This is a genomic window from Actinomadura rubrisoli, assembly GCF_004349215.1.
In the GTDB taxonomy this organism is placed as follows: Bacteria; Actinomycetota; Actinomycetes; order Streptosporangiales; family Streptosporangiaceae; genus Spirillospora; species Spirillospora rubrisoli.
On record NZ_SMKU01000131.1, the window covers coordinates 1 to 24,093 of the forward strand.

At 72.1% G+C, this 24,093-nt stretch carries 26 protein-coding genes; 13 read left to right on the plus strand and 13 right to left on the minus strand.

Translation table 11 applies throughout. The features are described 5' to 3' along the window. Window positions 1-210: 210 nt before the first annotated feature. Window positions 211-606: a RidA family protein gene (locus tag E1298_RS23420; RefSeq protein ID WP_131896758.1), complete on the minus strand. Its 396-nt coding sequence runs from the start codon at window positions 604-606 to the stop codon at window positions 211-213. Window positions 607-725: 119 nt separating this feature from the next. On the opposite strand from E1298_RS23420, the gene E1298_RS23425 reads away from it, so the two are divergent. After that, window positions 726-1,700 (plus strand): helix-turn-helix transcriptional regulator, encoded by a 975-nt coding sequence (locus E1298_RS23425; protein WP_131896712.1) that lies wholly within the window; start codon window positions 726-728, stop codon window positions 1,698-1,700. Between the two features lie 229 nt (window positions 1,701-1,929). Continuing rightward, a complete protein-coding gene (locus E1298_RS23430) occupies window positions 1,930-2,406 on the plus strand; it encodes a GNAT family N-acetyltransferase (protein ID WP_131896714.1) in 477 nt (158 codons plus the stop codon). A gap of 45 nt (window positions 2,407-2,451) precedes the next feature. Here E1298_RS23430 and E1298_RS23435 read toward each other — a convergent pair whose 3' ends face one another. The 5 genes from E1298_RS23435 to E1298_RS23455 form a co-directional block, all read right to left on the minus strand. Then, complete coding sequence (locus E1298_RS23435; RefSeq protein ID WP_131896716.1) at window positions 2,452-3,975, minus strand: alpha/beta fold hydrolase; 1,524 nt, start codon at window positions 3,973-3,975, stop codon at window positions 2,452-2,454. A 110-nt stretch (window positions 3,976-4,085) separates the two neighbouring features. Then, window positions 4,086-5,183: a CU044_5270 family protein gene (locus tag E1298_RS23440; RefSeq protein WP_131896718.1), complete on the minus strand. Its 1,098-nt coding sequence runs from the start codon at window positions 5,181-5,183 to the stop codon at window positions 4,086-4,088. Continuing rightward, a complete protein-coding gene (locus tag E1298_RS23445; RefSeq protein ID WP_341770642.1) occupies window positions 5,180-5,860 on the minus strand; it encodes an RNA polymerase sigma factor in 681 nt (226 codons plus the stop codon). The genes E1298_RS23440 and E1298_RS23445 overlap by 4 nt, the downstream gene beginning before the upstream one ends. A 65-nt stretch (window positions 5,861-5,925) precedes the next feature. Beyond that, window positions 5,926-6,759 (minus strand): phosphoribosylaminoimidazolesuccinocarboxamide synthase, encoded by an 834-nt coding sequence (locus tag E1298_RS23450; protein WP_131896720.1) that lies wholly within the window; start codon window positions 6,757-6,759, stop codon window positions 5,926-5,928. Window positions 6,760-6,854: 95 nt separating this feature from the next. Then, entirely contained in the window at window positions 6,855-8,321 is a 1,467-nt protein-coding gene (locus E1298_RS23455; RefSeq protein ID WP_131896722.1) for an aminotransferase class I/II-fold pyridoxal phosphate-dependent enzyme, read from the minus strand. A gap of 99 nt (window positions 8,322-8,420) precedes the next feature. Here E1298_RS23455 and E1298_RS23460 point away from each other — a divergent pair, with 99 nt between their 5' ends. The 3 genes from E1298_RS23460 to E1298_RS23470 all read left to right on the plus strand — a co-directional run bounded on the left by E1298_RS23460 (window position 8,421) and on the right by E1298_RS23470 (window position 9,883). Then, window positions 8,421-8,777 (plus strand): DUF3140 domain-containing protein, encoded by a 357-nt coding sequence (locus tag E1298_RS23460; RefSeq protein WP_131896724.1) that lies wholly within the window; start codon window positions 8,421-8,423, stop codon window positions 8,775-8,777. Window positions 8,778-8,789: 12 nt separating this feature from the next. Next, on the plus strand, window positions 8,790-8,975 hold the full coding sequence (locus E1298_RS23465; RefSeq protein WP_131896726.1) for a hypothetical protein: 186 nt from the start codon (window positions 8,790-8,792) through the stop codon (window positions 8,973-8,975). A 128-nt stretch (window positions 8,976-9,103) separates the two neighbouring features. After that, window positions 9,104-9,883, plus strand: coding sequence for an MgtC/SapB family protein (locus E1298_RS23470; RefSeq protein ID WP_131896728.1), 780 nt, complete (start codon window positions 9,104-9,106; stop codon window positions 9,881-9,883). Window position 9,884: 1 nt separating this feature from the next. Here E1298_RS23470 and E1298_RS23475 read toward each other — a convergent pair whose 3' ends face one another. Together E1298_RS23475 and E1298_RS23480 are read right to left on the minus strand one after the other, a co-directional pair. Then, entirely contained in the window at window positions 9,885-10,073 is a 189-nt protein-coding gene (locus E1298_RS23475) for a hypothetical protein (RefSeq protein WP_131896730.1), read from the minus strand. Window positions 10,074-10,084: 11 nt separating this feature from the next. Further along, the gene (locus tag E1298_RS23480; RefSeq protein ID WP_207944792.1) at window positions 10,085-10,240 is read right to left on the minus strand and encodes a hypothetical protein; all 156 of its coding nucleotides are present in this window, start codon (window positions 10,238-10,240) and stop codon (window positions 10,085-10,087) included. 320 nt (window positions 10,241-10,560) lie between these two features. Between E1298_RS23480 and E1298_RS23485 the strand changes: the two genes are divergently transcribed. The 5 genes from E1298_RS23485 (at window position 10,561) to E1298_RS23505 (ending at window position 14,370) form a co-directional block, all read left to right on the plus strand. After that, window positions 10,561-11,280 (plus strand): ABC transporter ATP-binding protein, encoded by a 720-nt coding sequence (locus E1298_RS23485; RefSeq protein WP_131896732.1) that lies wholly within the window; start codon window positions 10,561-10,563, stop codon window positions 11,278-11,280. Continuing rightward, window positions 11,277-11,996, plus strand: coding sequence for an ABC transporter permease (locus E1298_RS23490; protein WP_131896734.1), 720 nt, complete (start codon window positions 11,277-11,279; stop codon window positions 11,994-11,996). Before E1298_RS23485 ends, E1298_RS23490 begins: the two co-directional genes overlap by 4 nt. Then, window positions 11,993-13,114, plus strand: a complete 1,122-nt coding sequence (locus E1298_RS23495) for a sensor histidine kinase (protein ID WP_131896736.1) — start codon at window positions 11,993-11,995, stop codon at window positions 13,112-13,114. The genes E1298_RS23490 and E1298_RS23495 overlap by 4 nt, the downstream gene beginning before the upstream one ends. Further along, window positions 13,111-13,782, plus strand: a complete 672-nt coding sequence (locus E1298_RS23500) for a response regulator (protein ID WP_131896738.1) — start codon at window positions 13,111-13,113, stop codon at window positions 13,780-13,782. The genes E1298_RS23495 and E1298_RS23500 overlap by 4 nt, the downstream gene beginning before the upstream one ends. Before the next feature lie 177 nt (window positions 13,783-13,959). Beyond that, window positions 13,960-14,370 (plus strand): hypothetical protein, encoded by a 411-nt coding sequence (locus E1298_RS23505; protein WP_131896740.1) that lies wholly within the window; start codon window positions 13,960-13,962, stop codon window positions 14,368-14,370. A 102-nt stretch (window positions 14,371-14,472) separates the two neighbouring features. Here the strand turns inward: E1298_RS23505 and E1298_RS23510 are convergent, their stop codons facing one another. The 4 genes from E1298_RS23510 to E1298_RS23525 form a co-directional block, all read right to left on the minus strand. Next, window positions 14,473-14,931 carry a carboxymuconolactone decarboxylase family protein gene (locus tag E1298_RS23510; protein ID WP_131896742.1) on the minus strand — a complete coding sequence of 153 codons (459 nt, stop codon included), beginning with the start codon at window positions 14,929-14,931 and terminating at the stop codon, window positions 14,473-14,475. 68 nt (window positions 14,932-14,999) lie between these two features. Beyond that, the gene (locus tag E1298_RS23515; protein WP_207944794.1) at window positions 15,000-15,476 is read right to left on the minus strand and encodes an RrF2 family transcriptional regulator; all 477 of its coding nucleotides are present in this window, start codon (window positions 15,474-15,476) and stop codon (window positions 15,000-15,002) included. A 39-nt stretch (window positions 15,477-15,515) separates the two neighbouring features. After that, window positions 15,516-16,376: an arylamine N-acetyltransferase family protein gene (locus E1298_RS23520; RefSeq protein WP_131896746.1), complete on the minus strand. Its 861-nt coding sequence runs from the start codon at window positions 16,374-16,376 to the stop codon at window positions 15,516-15,518. Further along, entirely contained in the window at window positions 16,373-19,501 is a 3,129-nt protein-coding gene (locus E1298_RS23525; protein ID WP_131896748.1) for an AfsR/SARP family transcriptional regulator, read from the minus strand. The genes E1298_RS23520 and E1298_RS23525 overlap by 4 nt, the downstream gene beginning before the upstream one ends. A gap of 99 nt (window positions 19,502-19,600) precedes the next feature. On the opposite strand from E1298_RS23525, the gene E1298_RS23530 reads away from it, so the two are divergent. Beyond that, window positions 19,601-20,488: an NAD(P)-dependent oxidoreductase gene (locus E1298_RS23530; RefSeq protein ID WP_131896750.1), complete on the plus strand. Its 888-nt coding sequence runs from the start codon at window positions 19,601-19,603 to the stop codon at window positions 20,486-20,488. A 110-nt stretch (window positions 20,489-20,598) separates the two neighbouring features. After that, window positions 20,599-21,744, plus strand: a complete 1,146-nt coding sequence (locus E1298_RS23535; protein WP_131896752.1) for a serine hydrolase domain-containing protein — start codon at window positions 20,599-20,601, stop codon at window positions 21,742-21,744. A 66-nt stretch (window positions 21,745-21,810) separates the two neighbouring features. Here the strand turns inward: E1298_RS23535 and E1298_RS23540 are convergent, their stop codons facing one another. After that, window positions 21,811-22,413: a transcriptional regulator gene (locus E1298_RS23540; RefSeq protein WP_131896754.1), complete on the minus strand. Its 603-nt coding sequence runs from the start codon at window positions 22,411-22,413 to the stop codon at window positions 21,811-21,813. 17 nt (window positions 22,414-22,430) lie between these two features. Here E1298_RS23540 and E1298_RS23545 point away from each other — a divergent pair, with 17 nt between their 5' ends. Next, window positions 22,431-24,038, plus strand: a complete 1,608-nt coding sequence (locus E1298_RS23545; protein WP_131896756.1) for a pyruvate, phosphate dikinase — start codon at window positions 22,431-22,433, stop codon at window positions 24,036-24,038. The last annotated feature ends 55 nt before the right edge of the window (window positions 24,039-24,093 follow it).

Consider the following 24,093-nt stretch of genomic DNA (forward strand, 5'->3'; position numbering starts at 1 on the left):
CCGCCCTACATCCCCACCCCCTAACCCAGTGAGACTTGAGGGAGAGGTAACGGCCGCCGTAGTCGGAGTGACGCGTGAAGCCATAGACACCGATTGTCGCCATCCTGAGCATCGGACATCACCCACCTGCCTGCGAAGCCCCGCCGCCGCCGCGCCCGTGCGGCTCCTGGTGCCGCCTCCGGCGGTCCTGCCGGAGGCGGCGAGGTCGCATCACGCGACGGCGGTTCCCTCAAGCTCGACCATCAGGTCGGGGATCGCCAGCCGTGCCACCCCGAGCATCGTGGTGGACGGTGCCACCCCGGCGGCGCCCAGCCGCGACGCCAGGACGCCGTAGTGCTCGAAGAGCCGGTCGACGTCGGTGGTGTAGACGTTGAGCCGGACGAGGTTCGCGAGGGACATGCCGGCCTCGCCGAGCACGGCCTCCAGGTTGTCGAGGGTCAGCGCCAACTGCGCCGCCATGTCACCGGCATGCTGGGGCTCGCCGTCGCCGCTCATCGCGGTCTGCCCGGCGCAGTACAGGGTCCGGGTGTTCCCGGAGACGATCTCACCCTGGTTGTACCCCATCGCCACCGACCACGCCCACGGGTTGACGGCCGTTCGCTCCATTGCCACATCAGCTCCATTTAGGTCCATCGGCTCGGTGGCCGCCGTCTTTTCGGTCATGCCCATAAGCCTCCCGGCAAATCACGACACCTTGTGTCGTGTATCCCCTGTAGAGTTTTCATATGCGCGCGGACCGGTTGGTCTCGTTGGTGCTGCTGCTGCGCCAGCACGGCCGGCTGTCCGCGGCCGCGCTGGCCCGCGAGCTGGAGGTGTCCACCCGCACCGTGCTGCGCGACATCGAGGCGCTGTCGGCGGCGGGCGTCCCGGTCTACGCCGAGCGCGGCCGGCACGGCGGTTTCGCGTTGCTGCCCGGTTTCCGGACCGAGCTCACCGGGCTGAACCACGACGAGGCCCTCGCCCTGCTGATCGCCGGATCACGGCGCGGCGCGCAGTCGTTCGGCCTCGGCTCGGCGCTCGCATCGGCGATGCTCAAGGTGGTCGACGCGCTGCCCGAAAGCTATCGGGACACTGCGGCCGGCGCGGCCCAGCGATTGCTCATCGACCCGGAGACCGACCTCCTCTCGCGCCGGCTGGCCACTGAGGAGGTGCCCGACGCCATAGTGGCCGAGGTCCGGCGCGCGGTGTTCGCCGGGCACAAGCTGCGCATCCACTACGCGGCTGTGGACCAGAGCCCGAAGTGGCGCACGGTGGACCCGATCGGCCTGGTCACCGCACGCGGCCAGGGCTATTTGCTGGCCACGCGGTCCGGCGCGGACCGCACCTACCGGCTGTCCCGGATCTTGGCCGCCGAGGAACTCCCCGAACCCGCACAGCGACCGGACCGGGTCGATCTGGACCGGGCCTGGCGGGAGCGCAGCACACGGTTCCGGACCGGCGGCGACCAGGTCACCGTGCTGGTACGGGTGAACCCGGCGCGGCGGGAGGACCTGGTGGGCACCGCGCTGACCGTCCTCGCCGAAGAGACCGACGCGGACGGCTGGCTGCGGCTGGAGCTGACCTTCCAAGATCCCAGACACGCCATATGGGCGCTGTGGCAGCTCACCATGAACGCGGAAGCCCTGGCCCCGCAGTGGCTGCGCACCTCCCTGCACGACCGCGCCGCCGCGATAGTCGCGCGCTACGAAACGACATCCTGAGAGCCGCCGCCTTCCGCGGGCACCCCCCGACGCGACCCGGACCGCTCCACACTGGTCGGCGTGGCGACCGCAGTGACTACCAGTGGGGTGAGGGTAGGGTGCGAGGGCTGCTGTGACTAGGGAGGTTGATGAATATGGCTCGGGCCGAGCTTCGTCAGCATGCCCTTGTCCGGGCCGCGCGGCGCTGAGCGGGCGCGGGCCGGTCGTTCTGAACGACCAGGAGCTTCGCATGTCTTCATCTGATCTGATCACCGATCGTCTCGTGCTGCGGCCATGGACCGCCGGCGAGGTCGCCGCCGTGCTGGACGGGCGGCGGGCCGTCTGCTGGGCGGACGACTTCCCCGCCGAGGGCGACCGCGTCATCGCCGGGTTCATCACCGGGCATCCGGACGGCCTCGGCGAGTACGGCCAGCGGCTGATCGTCGAGCGGGAGAGCGGGCTGGTGGTCGGTTCCATCGGTCTGTTCTGGCCTCCTGCCGACGGTGCCGTCGAGTTCGGGTACGGCGTCGTCGCGTCCCGGCGGGGTCGCGGTTACGCCACCGAGGCGGCCCGGGCCCTCGTCGCCTTCGCTCTGGCCTCGCCCGAAGTGAAGACGGTGGTCGCGAGCGTGGAGCTGTCGAACCCCGAGTCCGGCCGCGTGCTGGAGAAGGCCGGGCTGCGGCGAGAGGACGGCGATGCGCTGACCGCCCGGTACAGCACGGGCTGACCCGGGCGTGCCGCCCTGCCGGGAGGGAGGGCGGCACGCACCCGGTCACGAGTGCACGGGTACCGGTGGGATCGTGGCCAGGCAGGAGAGGTCGCCCACCTTCTGGTCGCGGACGAAGCCGCTCAGGACGCCGATCACGCAAGCGCTCGGCTCCCGCTCGGCGACGTGTCCGACGTTGGACACCTCCACCACGGTCGCGCGGCGGAACTGGCCTGCGGCGAGCCGTCCCGACTCGGTCGGCGTGTTGGGGTCCAGGTCGCCGGACACGACCAGTACCGGGACGTCCGGGAACGGGCCGCCGGTCGGTTGCGCCGGGCCGGTGCGGTCGGGCCACCGGATGCACGCGTTCCCCTGGTCGTTGATGGCGCTCGTCCAGGCGCGCTTGCCGAACGGCCAGTACGTCCGCTCAGGCAAAGCCGCCCGCTTCTTCTCGAACTGCCGCAGCCGCGCCGGGACGGGTGCCTTCCGGTTCCACAGGGTCGGGTAGTCGTTGCACATCACGGCCGCGGCATGCGCCGCGTTGAACTGCTGCTCGTCCGGTGGCGCCGACCCGGGGCCACGCGGCAGGGACGAGCCGCTCATCGGGGCCACCTGCCGGGCGGCCTCGACCAGCGAGGTGGTGTCGCCGGTCAGCGCCGTCCGGACCATCGCCGGGACGTCTCCGATGCCCTCGGGTGCCTGGCCGGCGGCGGCGTACACGATCGAGGCCAGCGCGGTGTCGTCCAGGCTCCGCCGCTCGCCGCCCTCCATCGTGTAGGGGATCGGGCGTTCGCGCAGCCGCTCGGAGAGCCGCGCGATGTCGCCCAGGACGCGGCCACCGTCGCACGCGCCCCCGCTGCGTGCGCACAGTAGCTCGATCGCCCGCCGGGCGGCCCGGACGTTCGGACGCGCCCACATGTCGAACGCGAGCGGGTAGGCGCTGGAGAGCACCACGGACCGCACCCGTCCTGGATGCCGCTGGGCGTAGACGGTCATGAGGTACGTCCCGTACGACTCGCCGATCACGTCGAGCCGGTCGATCCCCAGCTTCGCGCGCACCGCGTCGATGTCGTCGGCGATCTCGGCCGAGGTGTAGCCGCGCCCGCGCGCCCCCAGCGCACGCCCGCAGTCGCCCACCGCCCGGACGAAGCCGTCCCGAGTCGCGGGAAGGCCCGTGAGCCCGCAGTCGAGCGGGTCGGCCCGGCCGACGCCGCGCGGTTCGATCAGCAACAGGTCGTGGTCGCGCAGGAGGGCGCCGAACTTGTCGGCGTACATCGGGGCGTAGGCGAACGCGGAGTCGCCCGGCCCGCCCGGGTTGATGGTCACCGTCCCCTTGGCGCGCTTCGATCCGTCGCGGTGCCGGATCATCGCGTAGGCGACGGTCGTGCTTCCCAGCTCGGGCTGCGCCCGTACCAGCGGGACCCGGATCGTCCCGCACTCGGCGCCGGGAACCGCCACGCAGCCCGCAGGCGGCCCGGCGCGCTGGGCCGCCGCGGCGGTGACCCCGCCTGCCGCGGCGGTGGCCCCGCCCGCCGCAGCGGCCGCGAACGCGGCGGTCAGCACGACCGCCCTCTTCCACATCTGCCTCATGCCGAGAGGATGGCCTGCGCCCACCCGGCCGCGCATCGCCCGTCACGGGTAAACCGCACCTCGTCCCCAGGAGTGATTTTCAGCCCCGGTCGTCACCCGGAGCGCGGTGCTCAGGGCTGCTGGTGCGGGCGGTCGACGATCGCGGCGCGGAGCTGGGTGCTCCACCGCAGGACCGTCCCCTTGCGGACGCCGGGCGACAGGTCCTTGACCGCCACGGCCTTGTCGCCGAGGTACCGGTAGGTCCGCGCGTCGACGATGATCTGCACGCGGGACGAGCCGTCGGAGCGGCCGAACCCGACCCCGCGGCGGCCGGCGAGATCGGTGGCCTGCCGGTCCATGGTGACCCCCGGGAGGCGGGCGAGCACCTCGTACAGGGCCGCCCGCAGCGCGGGCGTCAGATACCCGTTCATCAGATCGGTGACGAGATTGAACGCCTCCTGGTCGCGGTCGAACTCGGCGTCGGGCTGATGGCCACGGTGGTCGGACTCCTGGCGGACGCGCCGTTGGAGCGTGCGGAGCCCCGGGTGACGGGCCCGGCGGTCGGCCTCTTGACGGACGCGCTGTAGGAGCGCGCCGGGTTCCGTCGGAAGAGTGCGCAGGAAGTTCTGGTCGTCGCCGTCCCATTCGCCTGGGGAGAGCGGAAGGGCTTGGCGATTGTCGTCCTTGCCGTTGATGCGCATGTACACGTGCGTGAAGTCGGCTCGCTGCCAATGGCCGTTCGTCGGTTTCGCCGTGCCGCGGGCCGAGGCCCATGTCTGGATGTGCATCGACGTGGTCGGACGGGGCGTATCGCCGTCCTCGCCGGGCATCCACTCGATGCCCTCCCCGGGCACGCCCTGCATCCTCGTCTCCGTGTAGAGCCACTGTTCCGGGCGGAGCCGGGCAAGAACCTCACGCAGGGTCACGCGCGACGCGTCGTGCAGGGTCGTCGCGGCGTTGGCCTCCGGCGTCCGCGCCGGGCCGTCGTCCCCGCTGACGACCTCCACGACGGTGGCGCCCACCGCCATCGCCGCCGCCAGGGACATGACGGCCGCGACCCTCCGTCCGGTCCGAGGCCGTCCCCCGATCGTGGCCTGTGACCGGTCGCGGGTCTGCAACTGCCCGTCGCGGGCCTGCGCCAGCAGCCGGTCACGGGCCTGGTCGAGCACGGCGTCGTCGGGCGCGGGAGCCTCGGGACGGGCCGAGCGCAGCATGTCCATCTCGTTCATGGCTGAACCTCCTCCGAACCGTCGCCCCCAAGGGCGTCGCGTAGCCTGCGGCGAGCGCGGAACAGCCGGGAACGCACCGTCCCGACAGGTATGTCCAGTGCCTGTGCGATCTCGTCATAGGACAGCTCGGCCCAGGCGAACAGCAGCAGCACGTCCCGCAGCCGCCTGGGCAGCGCGGCCAGCCCGCTGGCCAGGGCGCCGTGCAGCCCCTGCGCGTCCACCCGGTCGATCACCTGCTGGACGGCGGCCTCGTCCAGCGGCCGTCCCTGCACGGAACTGCGGGCCAGCAGCCGGTACTTGCGGACCTCGGCGGCCCGGTGACGCGCCATGAGGTTGGTCGCGATACCGAACAGCCATGGCCGGGCGTCCAGGCGGGAGACGTCGTAGCGGTGCCGCTGCCGGAACGCCACCAGGAACGTCTCGGCCATCAGGTCGTCGGCCGTGTCCGCGCCGAGCCGTTGCGCGATGTAGCGGTGGATGGAGACGGCGTGCCGGTCGAACAGCGGCGCGAACCGTTCGGGGTCCGTCCGGGACCGCTCGATGAGCACGGCGTCTCTCACCTCCCCCGCCGGTTCCCCGTCAAGCCGCGGGGGCGGGGTCGACACGGACACGTTCACCGGGGCCCGTATGTCGATGCGGTCATGGTGCTCCTCCAGGTCCGGGGCTGCTTTACACACCTACTTCCTCGCCCGCCCGAACCGAGTTCCCGTAGGAGCTCACATGCCGCGACGCTCGTCCGGGGTCACGCCTCCCAGCGGCGGCCGGTGAGACGCTCGTAGACCTCGATGTACCGGGCGCGGGTGGCGTCGACGACGTCCTGCGGGATGGGAGGGCCGGGCGGAGTGCGGTCCCAGTCCAAGGTGCTGCTCCAGTCGCGGACGACCTGCTTGTCCAGCGCGTGCTGCGCCCGGCCGGGCCGCCACTGGTCGGCGGGCCAGAAACGCGAGGAGTCGGAGGTCAGCACCTCGTCGCCGAGGACGAGCGTGCCGTCTGCCGCGCGTCCGAACTCCAGCTTGGTGTCGGCGATGATGATCCCCCGCTCCGCCGCCAGCGCCGCGCCGCGCTTGTAGACCTCCAGGGTCGCGTCCCTGAGCCGTGCGGCCGTGTCGGCGCCGATCTCGTCCACCACGTCGTCGTAGGTGATGAACTCGTCGTGCCCCACGGTGGCCTTGGTCGTCGGCGTGAAGATCGGCTCGGGCAGACGTGACGCCTCGACGAGCCCGTCCGGCAACGGGATCCCCGACACGGTGCCGTTCTTCTCGTACTCCCTGAGCCCCAGCCCCGCGAGGTAGCCGCGCGCGATCCACTCGACGGGGAGCATCGTGAGCCTCTGACAGCGCACCGCCCGCCCCTCCCACTCGTCCGGGACGTCGGTCGCGGACACGATGTGGTTGGGGACGATGTCGGCGAGCTGCTCGAACCACCACAGCGACAGCCGCGTGAGGATCTTCCCCTTGTCGGGGACCAGCGTGGGCAGGACGACGTCATAGACGCTCACCCGGTCGGACGCGACGAGGATCAGCTCGTCCCCATCGGCGTAGACGTCCCTGACCTTGCCCGAGTGGACCAGCTCCATGACACTCCTCACCCTCGCATGCGCTGCCCCAGCTACCGGGGAGGCCGTCGCGCGTCACCAGGATCCTATGACCTGCGCAGGAACCGGTTCGTACGTCAGGTTTCGATGAAGACCCGGACGCTTTCCACGTTCTGGTCCACGGCGTCGGGGACGACCATGCCGGCCTCCACGCCGGTGCGGAAGTAGCGCAGGACGGGCTCGGTGATCCGCTCGCCGGGCAGGACGGCCGGGATGCCGGGCGGGTAGGGCGTCAGCATCTCCGCGCTGATCCGTCCGACGGCCTTGTCGGCGCTGACCTGCTCGGCGGGCCCGAAGAACGCGTCGCGGGGCAGGACGACCAGTTCGAGCCGCAGATCGTCCGGCGACGGGACCTCGACCTCGGGTGCGCCCTGGAGATCGCCGATGTGGTCGCGCAGGTCGCGCAGGGCGTCCAGGAGGGTCCCGGCCGTCTGCTTGTCGTCGGCGAAGGTCAACTGCGCGCTGACGCGCCGGTGGTCGGACAGGTGCATGTTGACGTGATGGTGCTCGCGCAGCCAGTCGGCGGCCCGGTAGCCGGTGGTGCCGAGCCCGGCGATGTCCACGATGACCTGGAGCGGATCGAGGTCGTAGGCCAGGCCGGGGCCGAGGAACTCCTTCTCGCCCTGGACGTGGAACCCGGGGATGCCCGCGATCTCCTCCCGGACGGCGGCGGCCAGGTCCAGCGCGTCCTGGAGCAGGTCGTGGCCCTGCTCGACCATCTGGCGGCGCCAGCCGTCCAGCCCCGCGTAGATCAGGACGGACGGGCTGGTCGTGCCCAGCAGGTCCTCGCGCCCCTTCAGGACGGCGGGATCCACCAGCTCGCCCTGCTGGTGGAACACCGAGCCCTGCTCCAGCCCGGCGCCCATCTTGTGGACGCTGGTCACGCACACATCGGCGCCCGCGTCCATCGCCCAGCGGGGCAGGGCGGGGTGGAACGGCAGGTGCGCGCCCCACGCCTCGTCCACGATCAGCGGCTTCCCGCGCCGGTGGCACTCCTCGGCGATCGTCGATAGGTCCGCGCACGTCCCGTACGGGGTCGGGCTGGTCACGAGGGCGCCGCGGGCGTCGGGATGCTCGTCCAGGCGGGCCGCGAACGCCTCGGCGGACGGCGGATGCGCCAGGTGGCGGGACGCGTCCCACTGCGGCTCCACCCAGATCGGACGGACGCCGGACAGGATCAGCCCCGACACGACCGACTTGTGCGCGTCCCGTCCCACCAGGAGCTTCTCGCCGGGCCCGGCGACCGCGAGCATGGCGCTCTTGACCGACAGCGAGCTGCCGCAGGTCGAGAAGAACGTGTTCTCGGCGTGGACGGCGTCGGCCATCAGGTCCTGGGCCCGTTCCAGCACCTTCTGCCGCGACTCCCGGTCGTCCAGCCCGGAGACGGCGAGGACGTCCGATCGGAACACCGCGTCGCCCAGGACCTCCCGCACACGCGGGTCGGCGCCGCGGCCCTGCTTGTGGCCCGGCGGGGTGAAGGGCAGCTGCTCCTCCCGGCGGTAGGCCGCGAGGGCTTCCAGCACGGGGGCTCGCGAGTGGTCCATGGCCCACGTCTTCCCCGCTCGGTTGCGATGTAACGCGGCGGACGAATGGGGCGGCGGTCACCGGGTAGGGCCGCCATGAACGTTCTACAGGAGCTGCCGATGAACAGTCGCATACCCGCCGACGCCGAGCTGGCCTGGGAGGACTTCCACCGGCTCGTCAACATGACCTCGGAGGAGCTGCGCACCTGGCTGCTCACGGACGCCTCGGGCGAGGAGGCTTTCCCGGCCGATCCCGGCGCGGGCGTCTCCGAGCTCGGCGCCCGCGTGGTGGACCTGCTGCGCAAGCGCAAGGTCGACCTGACCGACGCCGACGCCGACGTGATGCGCCAGGTCGTGGAGTACGTGGAGGACCGACTGGAGAACCGTCCGCCGGACGCGGAGCAGGACGAGACCTGGCGCCATGAGCTCATGAGCGTGGGCCACGACCCGCTGCGTCCGGACCCGTCCAGCGCATAGAAGGGGGAGATCATGCCGAACCCGCAGCAGCCCGAGATGAGGCGGTCGGAGCGGACCGCCGTGACCGAGGAGCCGCCGCCGGAGGCCACCGACCCGAAGTCGGCGAAGGGGAAGGCCCACGGCACCGACAAGGGCGCCAAGGGCGGCGGCAAGGGCGGCGGAACACCGCCCGAGCAGAAGCCGCCGCACCCCGCGTAAGGCACGCGATCCGGAGGCCGTCCCGCCCGGGGCGGCCTCCGTGCGCGCTGGCGGCCCGCAGCATTGGGGGCTCCGCGTGGACGCGGCGGTAACAGGCTCCACGCGCGAAAGGCGACGGAGGCAGAAGGGTGATCGAACTTTCCCCGGGCCAGGGGGTCGAGCAGATCGGGGAGCTGCTGCTGGCCCTGGTGCTGTCGGCCGCGATCGGCCTGGAGCGCGGCCTGCGCAACAAGAGCGCGGGCCTGCGCACGCACACGCTCGTCGGGGTCGGCGCGGCCCTGTTCATGCTGGTCAGCAAGTACGGCTTCGACAACGTCCCGGGCGATCACGTGTCGTTCGACCCGTCCCGGGTGGCGGCGCAGATCGTCTCCGGCATCGGCTTCATCGGCGGCGGGCTGATCTTCGTCCGGCGGGACGCGGTGCGCGGGCTGACGACCGCCGCGGTCGTGTGGGTCACGGCGGCCGTCGGCATGGCGGCGGGCGGCGGGCTGTGGGTGCTGGCGGTCGCGGTCACGGCGGGGCACTTCCTGGTCGTGTACGGGTTGAGCGCCCTGACCAGGCGGCTCCCCCTGGACCGCTTCCGGGCCGCCGAGCTGGCCCGCGTCCGCCTCGTCTACCGGGACGGGAAGGGCGCGCTGCGCCGGGCCCTGATGGAGTGCACCCAGCGGGGATTCGTGGTCTCCGAGCTGAACGTCGAGCGCGAATACCTCCCGGACGACTCCGACCGCGGACACGACGAACGCCGCGACCGGCGGGACCCGTCCGACCGGCGGCACCCGGGCAACGCCGTGGTCACGCTCGTCCTGGAGGGCGCCGGATCGGTGCCCGACCTCATCGCCGTCCTGGGCGAGCTGCCCGACATCGCAGGCGTCACGGTCGGCGCCGACCGCGACGACGACAGCGCCTGACCTACGGCACCTCGGTCTGCGGACGGTACCCCTCCGCCTCGCCGCCCGGGGTCTCCTCCTCGGCGTTCGGCGGATCGGTCGGGCCGGGGGCGTGCTCGTCGGCGAAGTCGGGCTCCTCGTCCGGCGGCGCCCCGGCCTCGGCACGCCGGTCGGCAAGCGGCTTCGCGTCCTCGTTCTTGCGCTCGGTCATGTCCCTGCCCCTCAGTGCCGCGCCTTGCCGATGGCGTCGCGAGCCCGGTCGACGACGGCCGCGAACGGTCCGACGGCCAGGTTCTTCATGGGCGACTCCGTCCCCTGATGCGGATGCGTTGGCGCGACCACCAGCAGGTCAACGACATTCTCGGTCTTCTCGGCCACTGTTCCCCTCTCTCCCCGCGCGCCCCCCTCTCCCGGGCCGCGCACGTCAGTCAGCCCGATACCCGGACCCCGAACTTCAACCATCAGACCCCCGGGAAACGGCCGCAGCCGACCGGCCAACGGCGTTTGCGGGCCGGGTCGGGGCGGGCTACCGCCGTCCACCGGCCCGATGCGGGTCGCGCTGAGTGATTTTTGGGCCGCCGGAGCCTCAACTTGCCCGCCGACGTGCGCGTCTCGGGCGAAAGTCATGCTGCGGTCGGAGAACGGGTTTGGACCGTGGTCGGATGACCGGGAGACGCGGGCGGCCGAAGCTGGGCGCCATGAGATCACAGACGAAGGCCGCCCCGGCGATCAAGGTCGAGGGGCTGACGAAACGGTACGGCCGGCGCACGGTGGTCGACGATCTGACGTTCACGGTCAGGCCGGGCGCGGTGACGGGCTTCTTCGGCCCGAACGGCGCGGGCAAGACCACGGCGCTGAAAGCGGTCGCGGGGCTGGCGCGGCCGTCGGCGGGTGCGGTATCGGTGCTGGGAGCGCCGGTGGCCTCGACGGTGCCGGACGCGCGCCGGATCGGCGTCCACATCGAGCCGTGCGGCGCGCACCCCGCCCGGTCGGCCCGCGCGCATCTGCGGGCGCTGGCGCTGTCGGCGGGGCTGCCGCGCCACCGCGTCGAGGAGGTCCTGGAGATCGCCGAGTTGACGCGGGCGGCGGGCCGCCGGGTCGGCGCCTACTCGCTGGGGATGCGGCAGCGGCTTGGGCTCGCCGCCGCGCTGCTGGGCGACCCGGAGATCCTGGTCCTGGACGAGCCGGCCAATGGGCTGGACCCGCAGGGGATCCGCTGGCTCCGGACGATGCTGCGGGACCGGGTGGCGGAGGGCGGCACGGTGCTGCTGTCCAGCCACCTGCTCGCGGAGGCCGCGCAGACGGTCGATGACGTGGTCGTCATCGACCGTGGCAGGCTGGTGCACGAGGGACCGATCAGTGAGGTGGAGTCGCTGGAGGACCTGTTCCTTGAGCTCACCGGAGGGTTGGAGCGATGATCGGCCTGCTTCGAGGGGAACTGCTCAAGTCGGTGACGACCCGTGCCGTGTGGGGGTTCGCGGCCGGGGGGATGGCCTTCGCCGTCCTGAACGCGGTGATCATCGCCGTGGCGTCGGGAACGATCGACGAGGTGTCGGAGAAGGAGGAGGCGCTGTCGGGGCTCCCGGTCCTCCTGCTGCTGTGGGGACTGGTCGGCGCGGCGGGCGAGTACCGCCACCGGACCGCCGCGCCCACGGCGCTGGTGGCCCGGCGCGACCGCGGAACCGTCCTGGCGGTGCGGATCGCGGCGTACGCGCTGACCGGTCTCGGGCTGGCGCTGCTGACCAGCGCGGTCGCGGTCGGCGTGGGGCTGCCGCTGCTGGCGCACCAGCCCGGCCCGGACCTGACGTCCGGCCAGGTGGCCGAGGTCGTGGCGGGCAACGTCCTGGCGCTCGTGCTGGCGACGGTGATGGGCGCGGCGTTCGGTGCGCTGATCCGCAGCCCGGTCGTCGGCGCGGTGGTCCTGCTGATCCTGAACCTGGTGGTGCTGCCCCTGGTGAGCGGGGTGTGGGAGCGGGAGGCGAACCTCACGCCGTTCGGCGCGGCGGGCGTCATGACGGGCGGGACCCACAACACCACTCTCACGGTCACGCAGGCCGGTGCGGTGTTCGCGGTCTGGACGGTGCTCGTGGTGCTGGTCGCGGTCGGGTGCGAACGACGGCGTGACCTGGCGTGAACGTCGCGCAGAGGATCTGGGCGGTGCGGGGCCTGCGGGCCCGGCACCGCCCGGTGCTGTTCGACATCGTGCTCGCCGTGGCGGCGACCTTCGTGGAAGTCGGGCTGCTGTTCAACGACGGCACCTCGCCCGTGCCCCTGCCGATCGCGGTGACCGTCCTCACCGGCGCGGTGCTCCTGGCCCGCCGCCGGTTCGGGGTGGCGGTGACCGCGGTGACGGCCGCGTCGGCTGCCGCGGTGACCGCGGCCGGGTACTCGCCCGGAGGCGCGCCGGCCGTCGTCGCGCTGTGGTCGCTCGCCGAGACACGCGACCGGCGCGTCTCGCTTGCGGTGCTGGCACCGATGGCCGTGTTCCTGGAGGCCGACAACGTCTGCAGCCCGCCGGTGTCGATCGGGGCGTGGGTGCTGGGCGCCTACATGCAGACGCGCCGCCGCTACGTCCAGGCGGTGGAGGAACGAGCCGCCACCCTCGAACGCGAACGGGAACAGCTCGACCTGATCGCGGCGCAGCGTGAACGCGGCTCGATCGCCCGCGAACTGCACGACATCGTCGCCCACTCGGTGACCGTGATGCTGATCGGGGTCCGCGGCGCCCGCGACGTCCTGGAGACCGAACCGCAGGTGGCCGCGCGGACGCTGGAGCGGGTGGAGACCAGCGCCGAGCAGAGCCTGGCCGAGTTGCGCCGGATCCTCACCCTGCTGCGCGGGCGGCATGCGGCGGAGACGCGGCCGCAGCCGACACTGGCGGAACTGGACGAGCTGGTCGCGGGGTACCGCGCGGCGGGACTGCCGGTCCGGCTGGAGATCGCTGGGGAACCGCAGGACCTGCCGAGCGGGGTGGAGTTGTCCGCCTACCGGATCATCGAGGAGGCGTTGACCAACGCGCTGAAGCACGCCAGGGCGACACTGGTCACGGTACGACTGAGCTACGGCGGGGCGGACCTGGAGGTGCGGGTGCACGACGACGGGGCGGGAACCGGCGAGCCGGGTCCCGGCGGGCACGGCCTGGTGGGGATGCGGGAGCGGGTCGCGGTGCTCGGTGGTGAGCTGGAGACGGGCCGGGTCCCCGGCGGCGGGTTCCGGGTCGCCGCACGGCTGCCGATCGGGGAGCGGGCGTGACGATACGCGTGCTGATCGTCGACGATCAGGAACTGATCCGGATCGGTTTCCGGCTGTTCCTGCAGACCCGGGCCGACCTTGAGGTCGTCGGCGAGGCCGCGGACGGCCGCGAGGCCATCGTGCGGGCGGCGGAGCTGCGGCCCGACGTCGTCCTGATGGACATCCGGATGCCGCGGATGGACGGCGTCGAGGCCACCGCCCGCATCACCGGCACGGACCGTCCCCCTCGCGTGCTGATCCTGACCACCTATGACCTCGACGAATATGTGTTCGGCGCGCTGCGTGCCGGGGCGTCGGGGTTCCTGCTGAAGGACGCGCCCCGCGAGCGGCTCCTGGAGGCGATCCACGTCGTCCACCAGGGCGAGGCGCTGCTGTCCCCGTCGATCACCCGCCGCCTGATCGAGGACTACGCCGACCGCGGTGACCCGGTCCGTCCGTCACCGGATCTGCTGGCCGCGCTGACTCCGCGCGAGCGCGAGATGCTCCTGCTCGTGGCCCACGGGCTGTCGAACCAGGAGATCGCGGCACGGCTCGTCGTCACCGAGGCCACCGTCAAGAGCCACGTCGGCAGCGTGTTCGCCAAGCTCCACCTCCGCGACCGCGTCCAGGCCGTCGTGCTGGCCTATGAGCACGGCATCGTCGTCCCTGGCCGCCGTCCTTCCGGATGAGGCCGGATATCCCGTTTTGAGCGTCGTCCGCGTGGACGGGGCACGGTCGATGACGGTCCGGTGCATCTGTCGGCGCCGCGTGGGCGAATGGTTGTTAGCCGCTCCGGAAGGCCGCACGTTCGCGCGAGCCGACGGTGCGGGTGGAGCGGCGGCGGCGATCAAGGAGGAGGGGATGAGATGACCGGCGAATTCTCATGTGAGGGCTTTCTCCCCGGTGCGCTCGTCGAGTTCGCGGCGGGAGCGTTCCGGGAGGCGATGCGGCTTCAGAGGCGGCGCGTCCAGACGATCGATCTCGTGACGTCGGTCGCGGAACGGTCGGCGGTCGCGGAACTCGTGGACGCCAAGCCGCTTCCGCTGCGGGACGCGGCGGACCGCGCAATGGAGCGTGTGTCGCACACGGTCCGCCGCGTGCTGGAGGAGTCGGGGCATCGTCCCGGGACGATCACGGAGATCCGGGACGCGGCACAGGCGCGGTTCCGGCGGGGGCTGGACAACGACAGCGGCGCATGGGAAGCCGCGTTGCGGGCCAAGCCGGCCAGGCCCAACGGTCACGCGTCCGGTGATGACGGGCCGGATTGCGGGGCGTAGAGACCGCTCACGTGGGGGCCCGTTTCCACGTGAGCCGGTGGGCCCCGGGGTCGAGTGGGCCGTTCCCCGCGGCCCAGCCCCCGGGGCCTGTCCGATCAGCGGTCAGGAGCGCAGGGCGCCGGCGATCTGGCGGGTGGTGACGTTGACGCGGTTCCAGGCGTTGATGGCGGCGATGCACATGACCAGGGCGGCGAGGCCGTCCTCGTCGTAGTGGTCGGCGGCCTCGTCCCAGACGTCGTCCGGAACGCCGGCGGAGTTGTCGGCGAGACGGGTGGCGGCCTCGGTGAGGGCCAGGGCGGCGCGTTCCTCGTCGGTGAAGTACGGGGCCTCGCGCCAGGTGGCCACGGACCAGAGCCGCTCGTCGGTCTCCCCCGCCTGCTTGGCGTCGTAGGCGTGCATGTCGGCGCAGAAACCGCAGCCGTTGATCTGGCTCGCGCGGAGCCGGACGAGTTCCAGGGTGCTGTTCGGGACGGAGGTGCGCCGCAGGTAGCCCTCCAGGTTCAGCAGGGCCTTGTAGGCGTCGGCGGCGATCTCGGGGAGGTTGGTCATCCGTGCCTGCATGATGGATCCTTTCCTGGATATTTGGTATCTAGAATCGAGGGCTGGAGAAGGGAGGGGACGGGGTCAGATCAGTGGCGCGCGTACCAGGCGCGGATGAGCTGGGGGAGGCGCGGGCTCGCGCGTTCGGCGCCCGCGCGGACGTCGGCGAGGGTCTGTTCGGCCAGCGCCTTGCGCCAGGCCAGCTCGGCCTTCCGCATGGCGGTGCTGACCGAGCAGCGGCCCTCGAACGCCGAGGCGGGGGACTCGGTGCCGGCCCCGCGCCGCCGGATCTCGGTGCACTGGAAGGCGTCCTCCGGGCCCTCGATCGCGGCGACGATGTCCATCATGGTGATCTTCTCCAGCGGACGCGCGAGGCGGAACCCTCCCCGCGCGCCCGGGGTCGAGGTGGCGATGCCCGCCTTGACCAGGGCCTGGAGCTGTTTGTTCAGGTAGGGCGGGGGGAGCTCGAAGCCGGCTGCGAGCCGTGTCGTGGACACGGGCCGGTCCTCGCCCATCCAGTCGAGGAGGAGGCAGCAGTGCGCCGCCCACTCGACCCCCTCGCTCATCCGCATAATCTAGATATTACACATCCAGGTTAGGTGCGTCTACAGGGCGGCGACGAGGCGGCGCGCGTCGGCGTCGTCCAGCTCGATACCGAAGTCGCGGGCCAGCACGTCCGGCACCTGCTCTGGGGCGAGCGCGCGCTTCTCGGACGAGCCGTCGGGACGGGTGACGGTCAGGTTCGTCCCGTCCAGCACGTGGAGGGAGCCGACCCTGAACTTCTGGACGAACGGACGGGTCGTGAACGGCGAACGCGGGCTGGTCGAGACGAAGTAGTTCCCCACCTCGAAGTCGATGTGGAACGTCTCGTTCAGCGCGAACGTGTGCCGCTGGATCCACCCGTCCGGGCCGCGCTGGTGCAGCTCCCAGCCCTGCGTATTGGGCTGCCACGCGGTGGCCGTCCGGCCGGGCTGGAGGCGGAAGCCCCAGCCGTCCTGGTCGACCTCGCCGGAGCCGGGGATCTCCAGCGGCTCCAGCGGGCCCGCGCCGAAGCCCACGTCGCACAGCAGGGCCGGCTCGTCGGACGGCTGCCCCGGCGTCCGGACGTACAGGAGCGCGTGGGTGGTCGGGAGGAGCTTGTCGGCCCCCAGCGTCACCCGGCCCGCGAGCGCGGTGATCTCGAAGCCGATCCGCTCCAGCGCCGCCGCGAACAGCTCGGTGTGCTCGAAGCAGTACCCGCCGCGCGGGCGGTCGACCAGCTTCGCCTGGATGGCCTCGACGCCCAGCTCGACGGGCCGTCCAAGGATCACCTCCAGGTTCTCGAACGGGATGGACGTGACGTGCGCGCGGTGCAGGGCGCGCAGCGTCGCGGCGGTGGGCGCGGGCTTGCCGTCGTATCCGATGCGCTTCAGGTAGGCGGGCAGGTCGAGTAGGTCGCTCTGCCAGCCGTACGCCGGATCGGTCATGGGTCTGTCTCCTTGCGGCCGCGTTCGTACTCGGTGGTGAACGTGGAAACACCGAGTGCTGCCTGGATCCTTCCAGTGACGCGGTCGACGTCGCCGCGCTCCCCCGGGGGAAGGGGTGCCCCCGCCGAGTCGCGGAGCGCGGCGGCGGCGCCGAGCAGCCGCGCGGCCGGTGCGTGCTCGCCCGCCAGGGAGCGCGCCCCGGCGAGGCCCTCTAGGGCGAGCGCGATGGCGCGCGGATCGCCGATGGTGCGGGCGGCGGCGAGGCTCTTGGTGTGCAGGGCGAGCGCGGCGGCGGCGTCGCCGCGCTGCTCGGCGACGAAGCCGAGCTCGGCGTGCAGGAAGGCGATCCCGGCCGTCCCGCCGATGCCGCGCAGCCAGCCGAGCCGGGCGCGCAGGTGGGTCTCGGCGGTGTCCAGCTCGCCGCGCCGCCGGGCCACCAGGCCGAGGCCGACCTCGGCGAACTCCTCCGCGGACCGCGCGGCGTGCCGGGTCGCGCGGCTCAGCGCCCGCTCGTGCAGGTCGCGGGCCTGGTCGAGGTCGCCGGTCAGCAGCGCGAGGCGGCCAAGCCCCGCGAGGCGGAACGCGACCTCGGGGCCCATTCCCAGGTCTTCGGCGTCGCGGAGTTCCGCGCGCCGCAGCCGGGCCGCCTCCGCGTAGTCGCCGCCGATCTCGGCGCGGCGGCTGAGGACGTCGCCGGCCTCCAGCCGTCCCCACGCGTCCCCGAGGCCGGTGAAGATGGCCAGGCTCTCCGCGCCGTCACGCCGCATCGCGTCGAGGTCGCCGCGTCCCATCGCGACCTTGGCGCGGATGGCGAGCGCCGCGGCGGTACCCCATCTGTCGTCGCGCGCGCGGAACACGGCCAGTGCGTTGTTGATGCGGGCCTCGGTCGCGTCGAGATCGCCGTACGCCCAACTGACGTGGGTGAGGAACCACTCTGCTCTGGCCCGGGCCAGATCGTCCTCGTCGTCGTACGCCTTGAGGGCCGCTTGGCGCAGCTCCTCGGAATCGGTCCCTCCACCGGACGCCATGGTGATGCCGGTCAGCCACGTCTCGGCTTCCAGACGGGCGGACGAAGACGCACCTGGCTTGGCCAGTGCGGTCTCAAGCGCGCGCAGAGCCTCACCGAACCGGCCTTGCAGGTACCAGAACCAGCTCTGGGCGTTCACCAGGCGGACAGCGAGATCGCCGGGAGCGTGGTCGAGCGCGGCGCGCAGGTTGGCTGACTCCTGATCGAAACGCGCGAACCATTCGCCCTGCCCCGCCTTGCGCAGCCCTTCACCGGCCCGTTCGGCCAGCTCCGTGTAGTACTGGACGTGGCGGCGCCGCAGCTCGTCCTCCTCGCCAGACTCCTTCAAGCGCTCCAGGCTGTAGGCGGCGACCGACTCCAGCAGCCGGTAGCGGTCGTCCTCGCCGCGGACGACCAGGGAGCGGTCCACCAGCCGGGCCAGCTCGTCCACGCCCGCGCCGCCGACCCTCTCGGCCGCCTCCAGCGTGCAGCCGCCCGCGTGGACCGCGAGGCGCCGCAGCACGACCTGCTCCGGCCCGGTGAGCAGCCCCCAGCTCCAGTCGATCATCGCGCGGAGCGTCTGCTGCCGGGCGGGCCCGGCGCGCCTGCCGCCCGCCAGCACGCGGAACCGGTCGTCCAGCCGCGCCGCCAGCTCCCGCACCCCGAGCGCGCGGACGCGGGTCGCCGCGAGCTCCAGCGCCAGCGGGATCCCGTCGAGGCGGCGGCAGATCGAGGCGACCCAAGGCGCGGACGCCGCGTCCAGCGCGAACCCGGGCGCCGCCGCCGACGCCCGGGCGACGAACAGCCGGACCGCGCTGGACTCCAGCAGCGCCTCCGGCGTCGGCGCGTGCCCCGGCAGATCCAGCGGCGGGACGATCTGGAGCCGCTCGCCGGGAATGCCCAGCGGCTCCTGAGCGGTGGCGAGGATCCGCAGGGCGGGCGCGTCGCGTAGCAGGACCGAGACCAGCTCGGCGACGGGCTCGATGACGTGCTCACAGTTGTCCAAGACGAGCAGCGCCCGGCGCGCGCGCAGAGCCTCGGCTAGCCGCTCGACCGGCCCGCTCGTGCCCGTGGTCTCGTCGTGCAGCCGCTCGTCCCGCAGACCAAGGACCCGTGCCACATGCTCGGCCACCTCAGCCGCCGTCGCGGGACGTCCCGTCGCCAGCTCGACGACCCACACGCCGTCTGAATAGTCGCCGGCCGTTCGCGTCGCCGTCTCCAGAGCCAGCCGCGTCTTGCCGACACCACCGGGACCGGTCAGCGTCACCAGCCGCTCAGTCGCCAGCAGCGCGCGCGCCCGTCCGACCGCCTCCTCACGGCCGATCAGCTCACCGAGCGGGACGGGCAGCCGGGAAACCACGCGCGGCCGCTCCGCTTCGGCCGGGTCTTGTTCGAGTATCGACTGGTACAGCGCGACGAGCCCGGGACCGGGATCGACGCCCAGCTCGTCGGCCAGCCGTTCCCGCAGGTCGTGGTACCCGGCGAGCGCCTCGCCCTGCCGTCCGGCCCGGTAGAGGGCCCGCAGGTGCGCGGCGCGCAGCCGCTCGCGAAGCGGATGCTCGGCCACGTGAGCGGCCAGCTCCGCCGCCAGCGCGGCGTGCTCGCCCAGCTCCAGCCGCGCCTCGGCGCGCTCCTCCAGCGCCGCCAGCCGCCGCTCCTCCAGCTCGGTGATCGCGGCCCGCGCGAACTCGCCGTCGAACCCGTCGAACGCGGGGCCGCGCCACAGCGCCAGCGCGTCTCCCAGCAGGCGCGCTTTCGCCGCTGGGTCGGCGATCTCCCGCGCCTGGACGAGCAGCGCCGCGAACCGCCCCGCGTCGACCGCCTCCGGGGCGACCCCGAGCACATAGCCGTTCGGACGCGCCGCGATCAGCCCCCGCGCGCCCGGCTCCGCGTCGTCCAGGACCCTGCGCAGCTGCGACACCCGCGCCTGGAGTGTCCCTTTCGCGTTGTGCGGCGGCCGGTCGCCCCACAGGGCGTCGAGCAGCCGGTCGACCGCCACGGGACGCCCCGGATCGGCCAGCAGCGCCGCCAGCAGCGTCCGGACCTTCGTCTCGGGGACCCGCACGCCGTCGCCGCCGTCCGTCCAGACGGCGAGCGGACCCAGCACCCCGAAGCGCATCCTGCCAGCGTAATCACCGCTACTGACAGACCCGCAGCCTTTCCGTAGCGCCCCCTGCGAACGTGGGGCCACTGATCACGGAACACGGAGGAGCACGCGATGTCGAAGTCCCCGGTGACGGTCATCGGCCTCGGCCCCATGGGCGCGAAGATGGCCGAGACCTTCCTCAAGAACGGCCGCCCGACCACGGTGTGGAACCGGACGGCGTCCAAGGCCGCGCCACTGGTGGAGCAGGGCGCGACCCTCGCCGCGACCCCCGCCGACGCGCTCGGCGCGTCCGAGCTGATCGTCATCAGCCAGACCGACTATCCGGCCATGTACGACTCTCTCGGCGGCGAGACGGACGCCTTGAAGGGCCGCGTCCTGGTCAACCTCAGCTCAGGCAGCCCGGACGAACTGCGCCGCGCGGATGCATGGGCGGCGGAACGCGGCGCCGAACTGCTGACCGGAGGCATCATGGTGCCCCCGCCGGGCATCGGCCGGCCCGGATCGTACGTCTTCTACAGCGGCGTTGAGACGACCCTCGACCGCCACCGTGAAGCCCTGCTCGAACTGGGCGACGCGACGTTCGTAGGCACCGACCCCGGCCTGTCGATGCTGTACTACCAGGCTCAGCTGTACTTGTTCTGGTCCACCCTCACGTCCTATATGCACGCCGTCGCCTTGGTGGGGTCTGCGGGCGTGTCCGCCGAGCAGTTCCGTCCGTTCGCGGCTACGACCGTGTCCAGCCTCGCCGGTGACGGCCCTATGGGCTTCCTACGGATCGTCACCGAGCACATCGACGCGGGCCTTACCACAGACGACCCCAACGCCCTGCGCATGCAGGCGGTCGGTGCCGACCACGTCATCGAGGCGAGCCGCGAGGCCGGAATCGACACCACCGGCCCGACCGCCCTGAGGAACCTCTTCTGGCGCGCGGTGGACGAGGGGTACGGCGGCGGCGGCCTCTCCAGCGTCATCGAAGCGATCCGCAATCCCGCCCCCTGAGATTGGTCGCGCCCCTCAACCCCGGCCCGCGCGCGCGGACCGGGGTTGACCTCAATCTAGATTCAGGCACTACGTTCCGTGGAGGCAGCCTCCGAAGATGGGAATGGACGATGACGGACGACACTGGTGTGCGGGGCTTCGTGAAGCCCGGGTTCGAGGCCGTGCGGGACGCCTTCGCCGTCGACCGTCCCGGAGTGAACGCGGCACTGGCCGTCCACGTCCACGGCGAACGCGTCATCGACGTGTGGACGGGCCCGGACCACCGCGAAGACAGCATCATGGGCGTCTACTCGTCCACCAAGGGCGCCTCCGGTGTCGTCCTCGCGCTCCTGATCGAACGCGGCCTCGTCGACCCGGACGCACCGGTCGCCGACTACTGGCCCGAATTCGCCGCCGCGGGCAAGCACGGCATCACTGTCCGCGTGCTCGCCTCCCACCAGGCCGGTCTGGTCAACGTGGACGGCGGGTTCGAGTTCACCGAACTGATCGAGCACACTCCGCTGGCCGAACGGCTGGCCGCGCAGGCCCCCTTCTGGGAGCCGGGCAAGGGCCACGGCTACCACGCCCTCACGATCGGCACGCTCCTGGACGAGCTGGTCAGGCGCGTCACCGGCATGCCACTGGGCGAGTACTTCCGCCGCGAGATCGCCGAGCCGTACGGCATCGACTTCTTCATCGGCCTGCCCGAAGCCGAGGAACCGCGAATCCTCCCGGTGAAGCCGATCAGCTCCACCGGCGCCCCCTCGCTACCGCCCAACTCTCCGCCTTTCTTCCTCCAGGCCATGAACATCACCCCACCCCCTGAGGCAGGGAGCCGCGGCATCGACCGGCCGCCCGCCGACGGGGGGCAGCGGCGGGGCGACCTGCTGAGCATCCGCGAGTTCCGGGCGGCGGGCGTGCCGTCCATCGGGGGATTCGGGAGCGCCCGGGGGCTCGCCGCCCTGTACGCCGCCGTCCTCCCCGGCGCGGGGACGCCGCTGCTCAGCGAGAAGACGATCAGGACCGTCACCGAGATCCACGCCACGGGCGACGATCTGGCGCTGCCGTTCCCGACCGGTTTCGGGCTGGTCTTTCAGCGTCCCGCGCGTTACGCGAACCCCGGTTCCTTCGGCCACGACGGCGCCGCCGGGGCGAACGCCTACGCCGACCCCGACCTGGGCGTCGCCTTCGGCTACGTGACCGACACCACGACCGGCGGCGGCGCCGACCCGCTGGCCGGTGACCTCACCACCGCTCTCACCCGCGTCCTCGCCTAGGGCGCTTCTTATGGATCTACGTTCTGTTGCGCGGCGCCCAGGACCCATAAGAAACGCCCTAGCGTTTCAGTGGCGCGGGATGCCCAGGGTGACAAGGAGGTCTTCGTGAAGCTGGAACCAGACGGTGTGATACGACGCGAGGTTGTCGGTCACGTAGTCCAATTCGCCGGCCTTGGCGCGCGCGAGCGCGCCGGAGAGCCGGGTGCGGTACCGCTGGAATCGGGCCATCGCCGCGGACAGGTCGGCGCAGACGGCATCGGCCCGCTGGTCGAGATCGGTGAGCCGGTCCAGGACGCGGGCGTCATAGGCGGAGTCGGTGTGGTCGTTCAGTGCCGCGGCACCGTCGACGTGCCGCATCTGCCAGGCCGTGCAGAGATCGAGCAACTCCGGGTTCAGGACGAGGAATTCGTCGTACGCCTTGGCCACGGCCGACCGGGTTCCGGCCGCGTCCAATTCCTCGGACGTCCGCCTGGCGTCCTCGTCGCGTCCGGCCTCGGTGAGACCCCAGCCGCCGAAGTCACCCGGAACACGCGTGACGAGGCCGGCCACCGCGAGATCGATCAGCTCGGATTCGACATCGGGCTCGGAAAGCCCCGTCGCCTCGGACACGCGGGCGAGGCCGGCGAATCCGCCGCAGCGAAGCGCGTGGAGCACCAGCGAGTTCGACATGGCGGCAGGCTACACCGATGACCTGGATTCACCCGCTTTCGGCGGACGTCGAGGAAACGGCGAGCACCCTCGGCGGCAAGGGACACGGCCTTGTGGTATTGCGGCGCCTGGGACTGCCCGTGCCTCCCGGGTTCGTCATCGGCACCGGCGCGTGCCGCGCCTTTCTCCGTGACGGACGGCTTCCCGACGGCCTCGATGCCGAACTGGCGTCCGCCCTATCCGGCCTCGAAGCCGCTGCTCAACGGCGCCTCGGCGGTCCCGCCCGTCCGCTGGCGGTGTCGGTCCGCTCGGGCGGGAGCGTGTCGATGCCCGGCATGATGAGCACCGTCCTCAACCTCGGTCTCACCACCGAGACCACGGCGGAGTTGGCGGCCGAAACCGGTGACCTGCGGTTCGCGCTCGATTCACGCCTGCGGTTCCTGCTCGGCTTCGCGTCCGTCCACGGCTTGGCTCCAGAAAGCCTGGAGGCCGTCGTGCGCGAGATACCTGACCGCCCCACTGAGGAATTGCGCCTGGCCGACGCGATTCGAGGCGTCGAGTCCCTCATCCGGCCACCCGTCCCGGACGATGCGACGCGGCAGTTGGAACTGGCCATCAGAGCCGTGTTCTCCTCATGGGACACACCGCGCGCCAAGACCTATCGCGAACTGCACGATATTCCGCACGAACTCGGCACAGCCGTCACCGTGCAGGCCATGGTGTTCGGGAATCGCGACGACCACAGCGGCACCGGTGTCGCGTTCAGCCGCAATCCCAACACCGGTGAGAACGCTCCTTTCGGCGAAGTCCTGTTCGGCCGCCAAGGCGAGGACGTCGTCTCTGGAAGAACGGCGACTCGTCCACTGTCCGAACTGGCCGAACGAGAGCCGGAAGTGTGGGACGACCTGCTGGACGCCCTGAATCGGATCGAGTCCCATTACCGCGACGCGTGCTATGTGGAGTTCACCTTCGAGGCGGGCAAGCTGTGGATCCTCCAGGTGCGCCCCGGCGGCCTCGTCGGACACGCCGCCGTCCGCGTCGCGGTCGACCTGGCCGACGAGGGCGTCATCGGCCGCCGCGAGGCACTGGCCCGGGTCTCCCCACGGCATCTCCACCATGTCCGGACGCCCAGCGTGGAGACGTCCGACGCGAACGACGTCCTCACCCAAGGGCTCGGCGCCTGCCCCGGGGTCGCGGTCGGCCGGGTGGCGACCACCTCCGACAAGGCGGCCCTGATGGCCGCCGATGGTCCGGTCATCCTGGTACGTCCGGAGACCTCCCCGCTCGACATGCACGGCCTGGCCGCCGCCGCCGGAATCGTCACCGCCCGCGGCGGGCCCGCCAGCCACGCCGCCGTCGTCGCGCGGACCATGGGCAAACCCGCCGTCGTGGGAGCCGCGGACCTGACGGTCGACGTCGCCGCCGCCTGCGTGCGAGCCGACGGACGCACCGTCCGGGAGGGGACACCCATCACCATCGACGGAACCGGCGGACTGGTCTTCATCGGCACACCCCGCATCACGACGTCCGCGCCCGGCCCCCACCTGCACCGCCTCCTCGAATGGGCCGACGAGATCTCAGGCGACGACACCACCCGTGAAGCAACCGAACGTCTCAAGGCGGCCCGGACCGTCCTGAACGCCTGACCTCGACCCACCCCGGCTCATCCGCCGGGATCGGGGGCGGAGTCGGGCTCGGGGG

Excerpts from the sequence above, each read along its gene's own strand:
- E1298_RS23430 (WP_131896714.1), top strand. The coding sequence starts at position 1,930 with ATGTCTTCATCTGATCTGATCACCGATCGTCTCGTGCTGCGGCCATGG.
- E1298_RS23520 (WP_131896746.1), bottom strand. The coding sequence starts at position 16,376 with ATGACCGATCCGGCGTACGGCTGGCAGAGCGACCTACTCGACCTGCCC.
- E1298_RS23540 (WP_131896754.1), bottom strand. The coding sequence starts at position 22,413 with ATGTCGAACTCGCTGGTGCTCCACGCGCTTCGCTGCGGCGGATTCGCC.
- E1298_RS23505 (WP_131896740.1), top strand. The coding sequence starts at position 13,960 with ATGACCGGCGAATTCTCATGTGAGGGCTTTCTCCCCGGTGCGCTCGTC.
- E1298_RS23435 (WP_131896716.1), bottom strand. The coding sequence starts at position 3,975 with ATGAGGCAGATGTGGAAGAGGGCGGTCGTGCTGACCGCCGCGTTCGCG.
- E1298_RS23455 (WP_131896722.1), bottom strand. The coding sequence starts at position 8,321 with ATGGACCACTCGCGAGCCCCCGTGCTGGAAGCCCTCGCGGCCTACCGC.
- E1298_RS23545 (WP_131896756.1), top strand. The coding sequence starts at position 22,431 with ATGACCTGGATTCACCCGCTTTCGGCGGACGTCGAGGAAACGGCGAGC.
- E1298_RS23450 (WP_131896720.1), bottom strand. The coding sequence starts at position 6,759 with ATGGAGCTGGTCCACTCGGGCAAGGTCAGGGACGTCTACGCCGATGGG.
- E1298_RS23510 (WP_131896742.1), bottom strand. The coding sequence starts at position 14,931 with ATGCAGGCACGGATGACCAACCTCCCCGAGATCGCCGCCGACGCCTAC.
- E1298_RS23465 (WP_131896726.1), top strand. The coding sequence starts at position 8,790 with ATGCCGAACCCGCAGCAGCCCGAGATGAGGCGGTCGGAGCGGACCGCC.
- E1298_RS23460 (WP_131896724.1), top strand. The coding sequence starts at position 8,421 with ATGAACAGTCGCATACCCGCCGACGCCGAGCTGGCCTGGGAGGACTTC.
- E1298_RS23490 (WP_131896734.1), top strand. The coding sequence starts at position 11,277 with ATGATCGGCCTGCTTCGAGGGGAACTGCTCAAGTCGGTGACGACCCGT.
- E1298_RS23515 (WP_207944794.1), bottom strand. The coding sequence starts at position 15,476 with ATGAGCGAGGGGGTCGAGTGGGCGGCGCACTGCTGCCTCCTCCTCGAC.
- E1298_RS23475 (WP_131896730.1), bottom strand. The coding sequence starts at position 10,073 with ATGACCGAGCGCAAGAACGAGGACGCGAAGCCGCTTGCCGACCGGCGT.
- E1298_RS23425 (WP_131896712.1), top strand. The coding sequence starts at position 726 with ATGCGCGCGGACCGGTTGGTCTCGTTGGTGCTGCTGCTGCGCCAGCAC.
- E1298_RS23485 (WP_131896732.1), top strand. The coding sequence starts at position 10,561 with ATGAGATCACAGACGAAGGCCGCCCCGGCGATCAAGGTCGAGGGGCTG.
- E1298_RS23530 (WP_131896750.1), top strand. The coding sequence starts at position 19,601 with ATGTCGAAGTCCCCGGTGACGGTCATCGGCCTCGGCCCCATGGGCGCG.
- E1298_RS23420 (WP_131896758.1), bottom strand. The coding sequence starts at position 606 with ATGGAGCGAACGGCCGTCAACCCGTGGGCGTGGTCGGTGGCGATGGGG.
- E1298_RS23525 (WP_131896748.1), bottom strand. The coding sequence starts at position 19,501 with ATGCGCTTCGGGGTGCTGGGTCCGCTCGCCGTCTGGACGGACGGCGGC.
- E1298_RS23535 (WP_131896752.1), top strand. The coding sequence starts at position 20,599 with ATGACGGACGACACTGGTGTGCGGGGCTTCGTGAAGCCCGGGTTCGAG.
- E1298_RS23440 (WP_131896718.1), bottom strand. The coding sequence starts at position 5,183 with ATGAACGAGATGGACATGCTGCGCTCGGCCCGTCCCGAGGCTCCCGCG.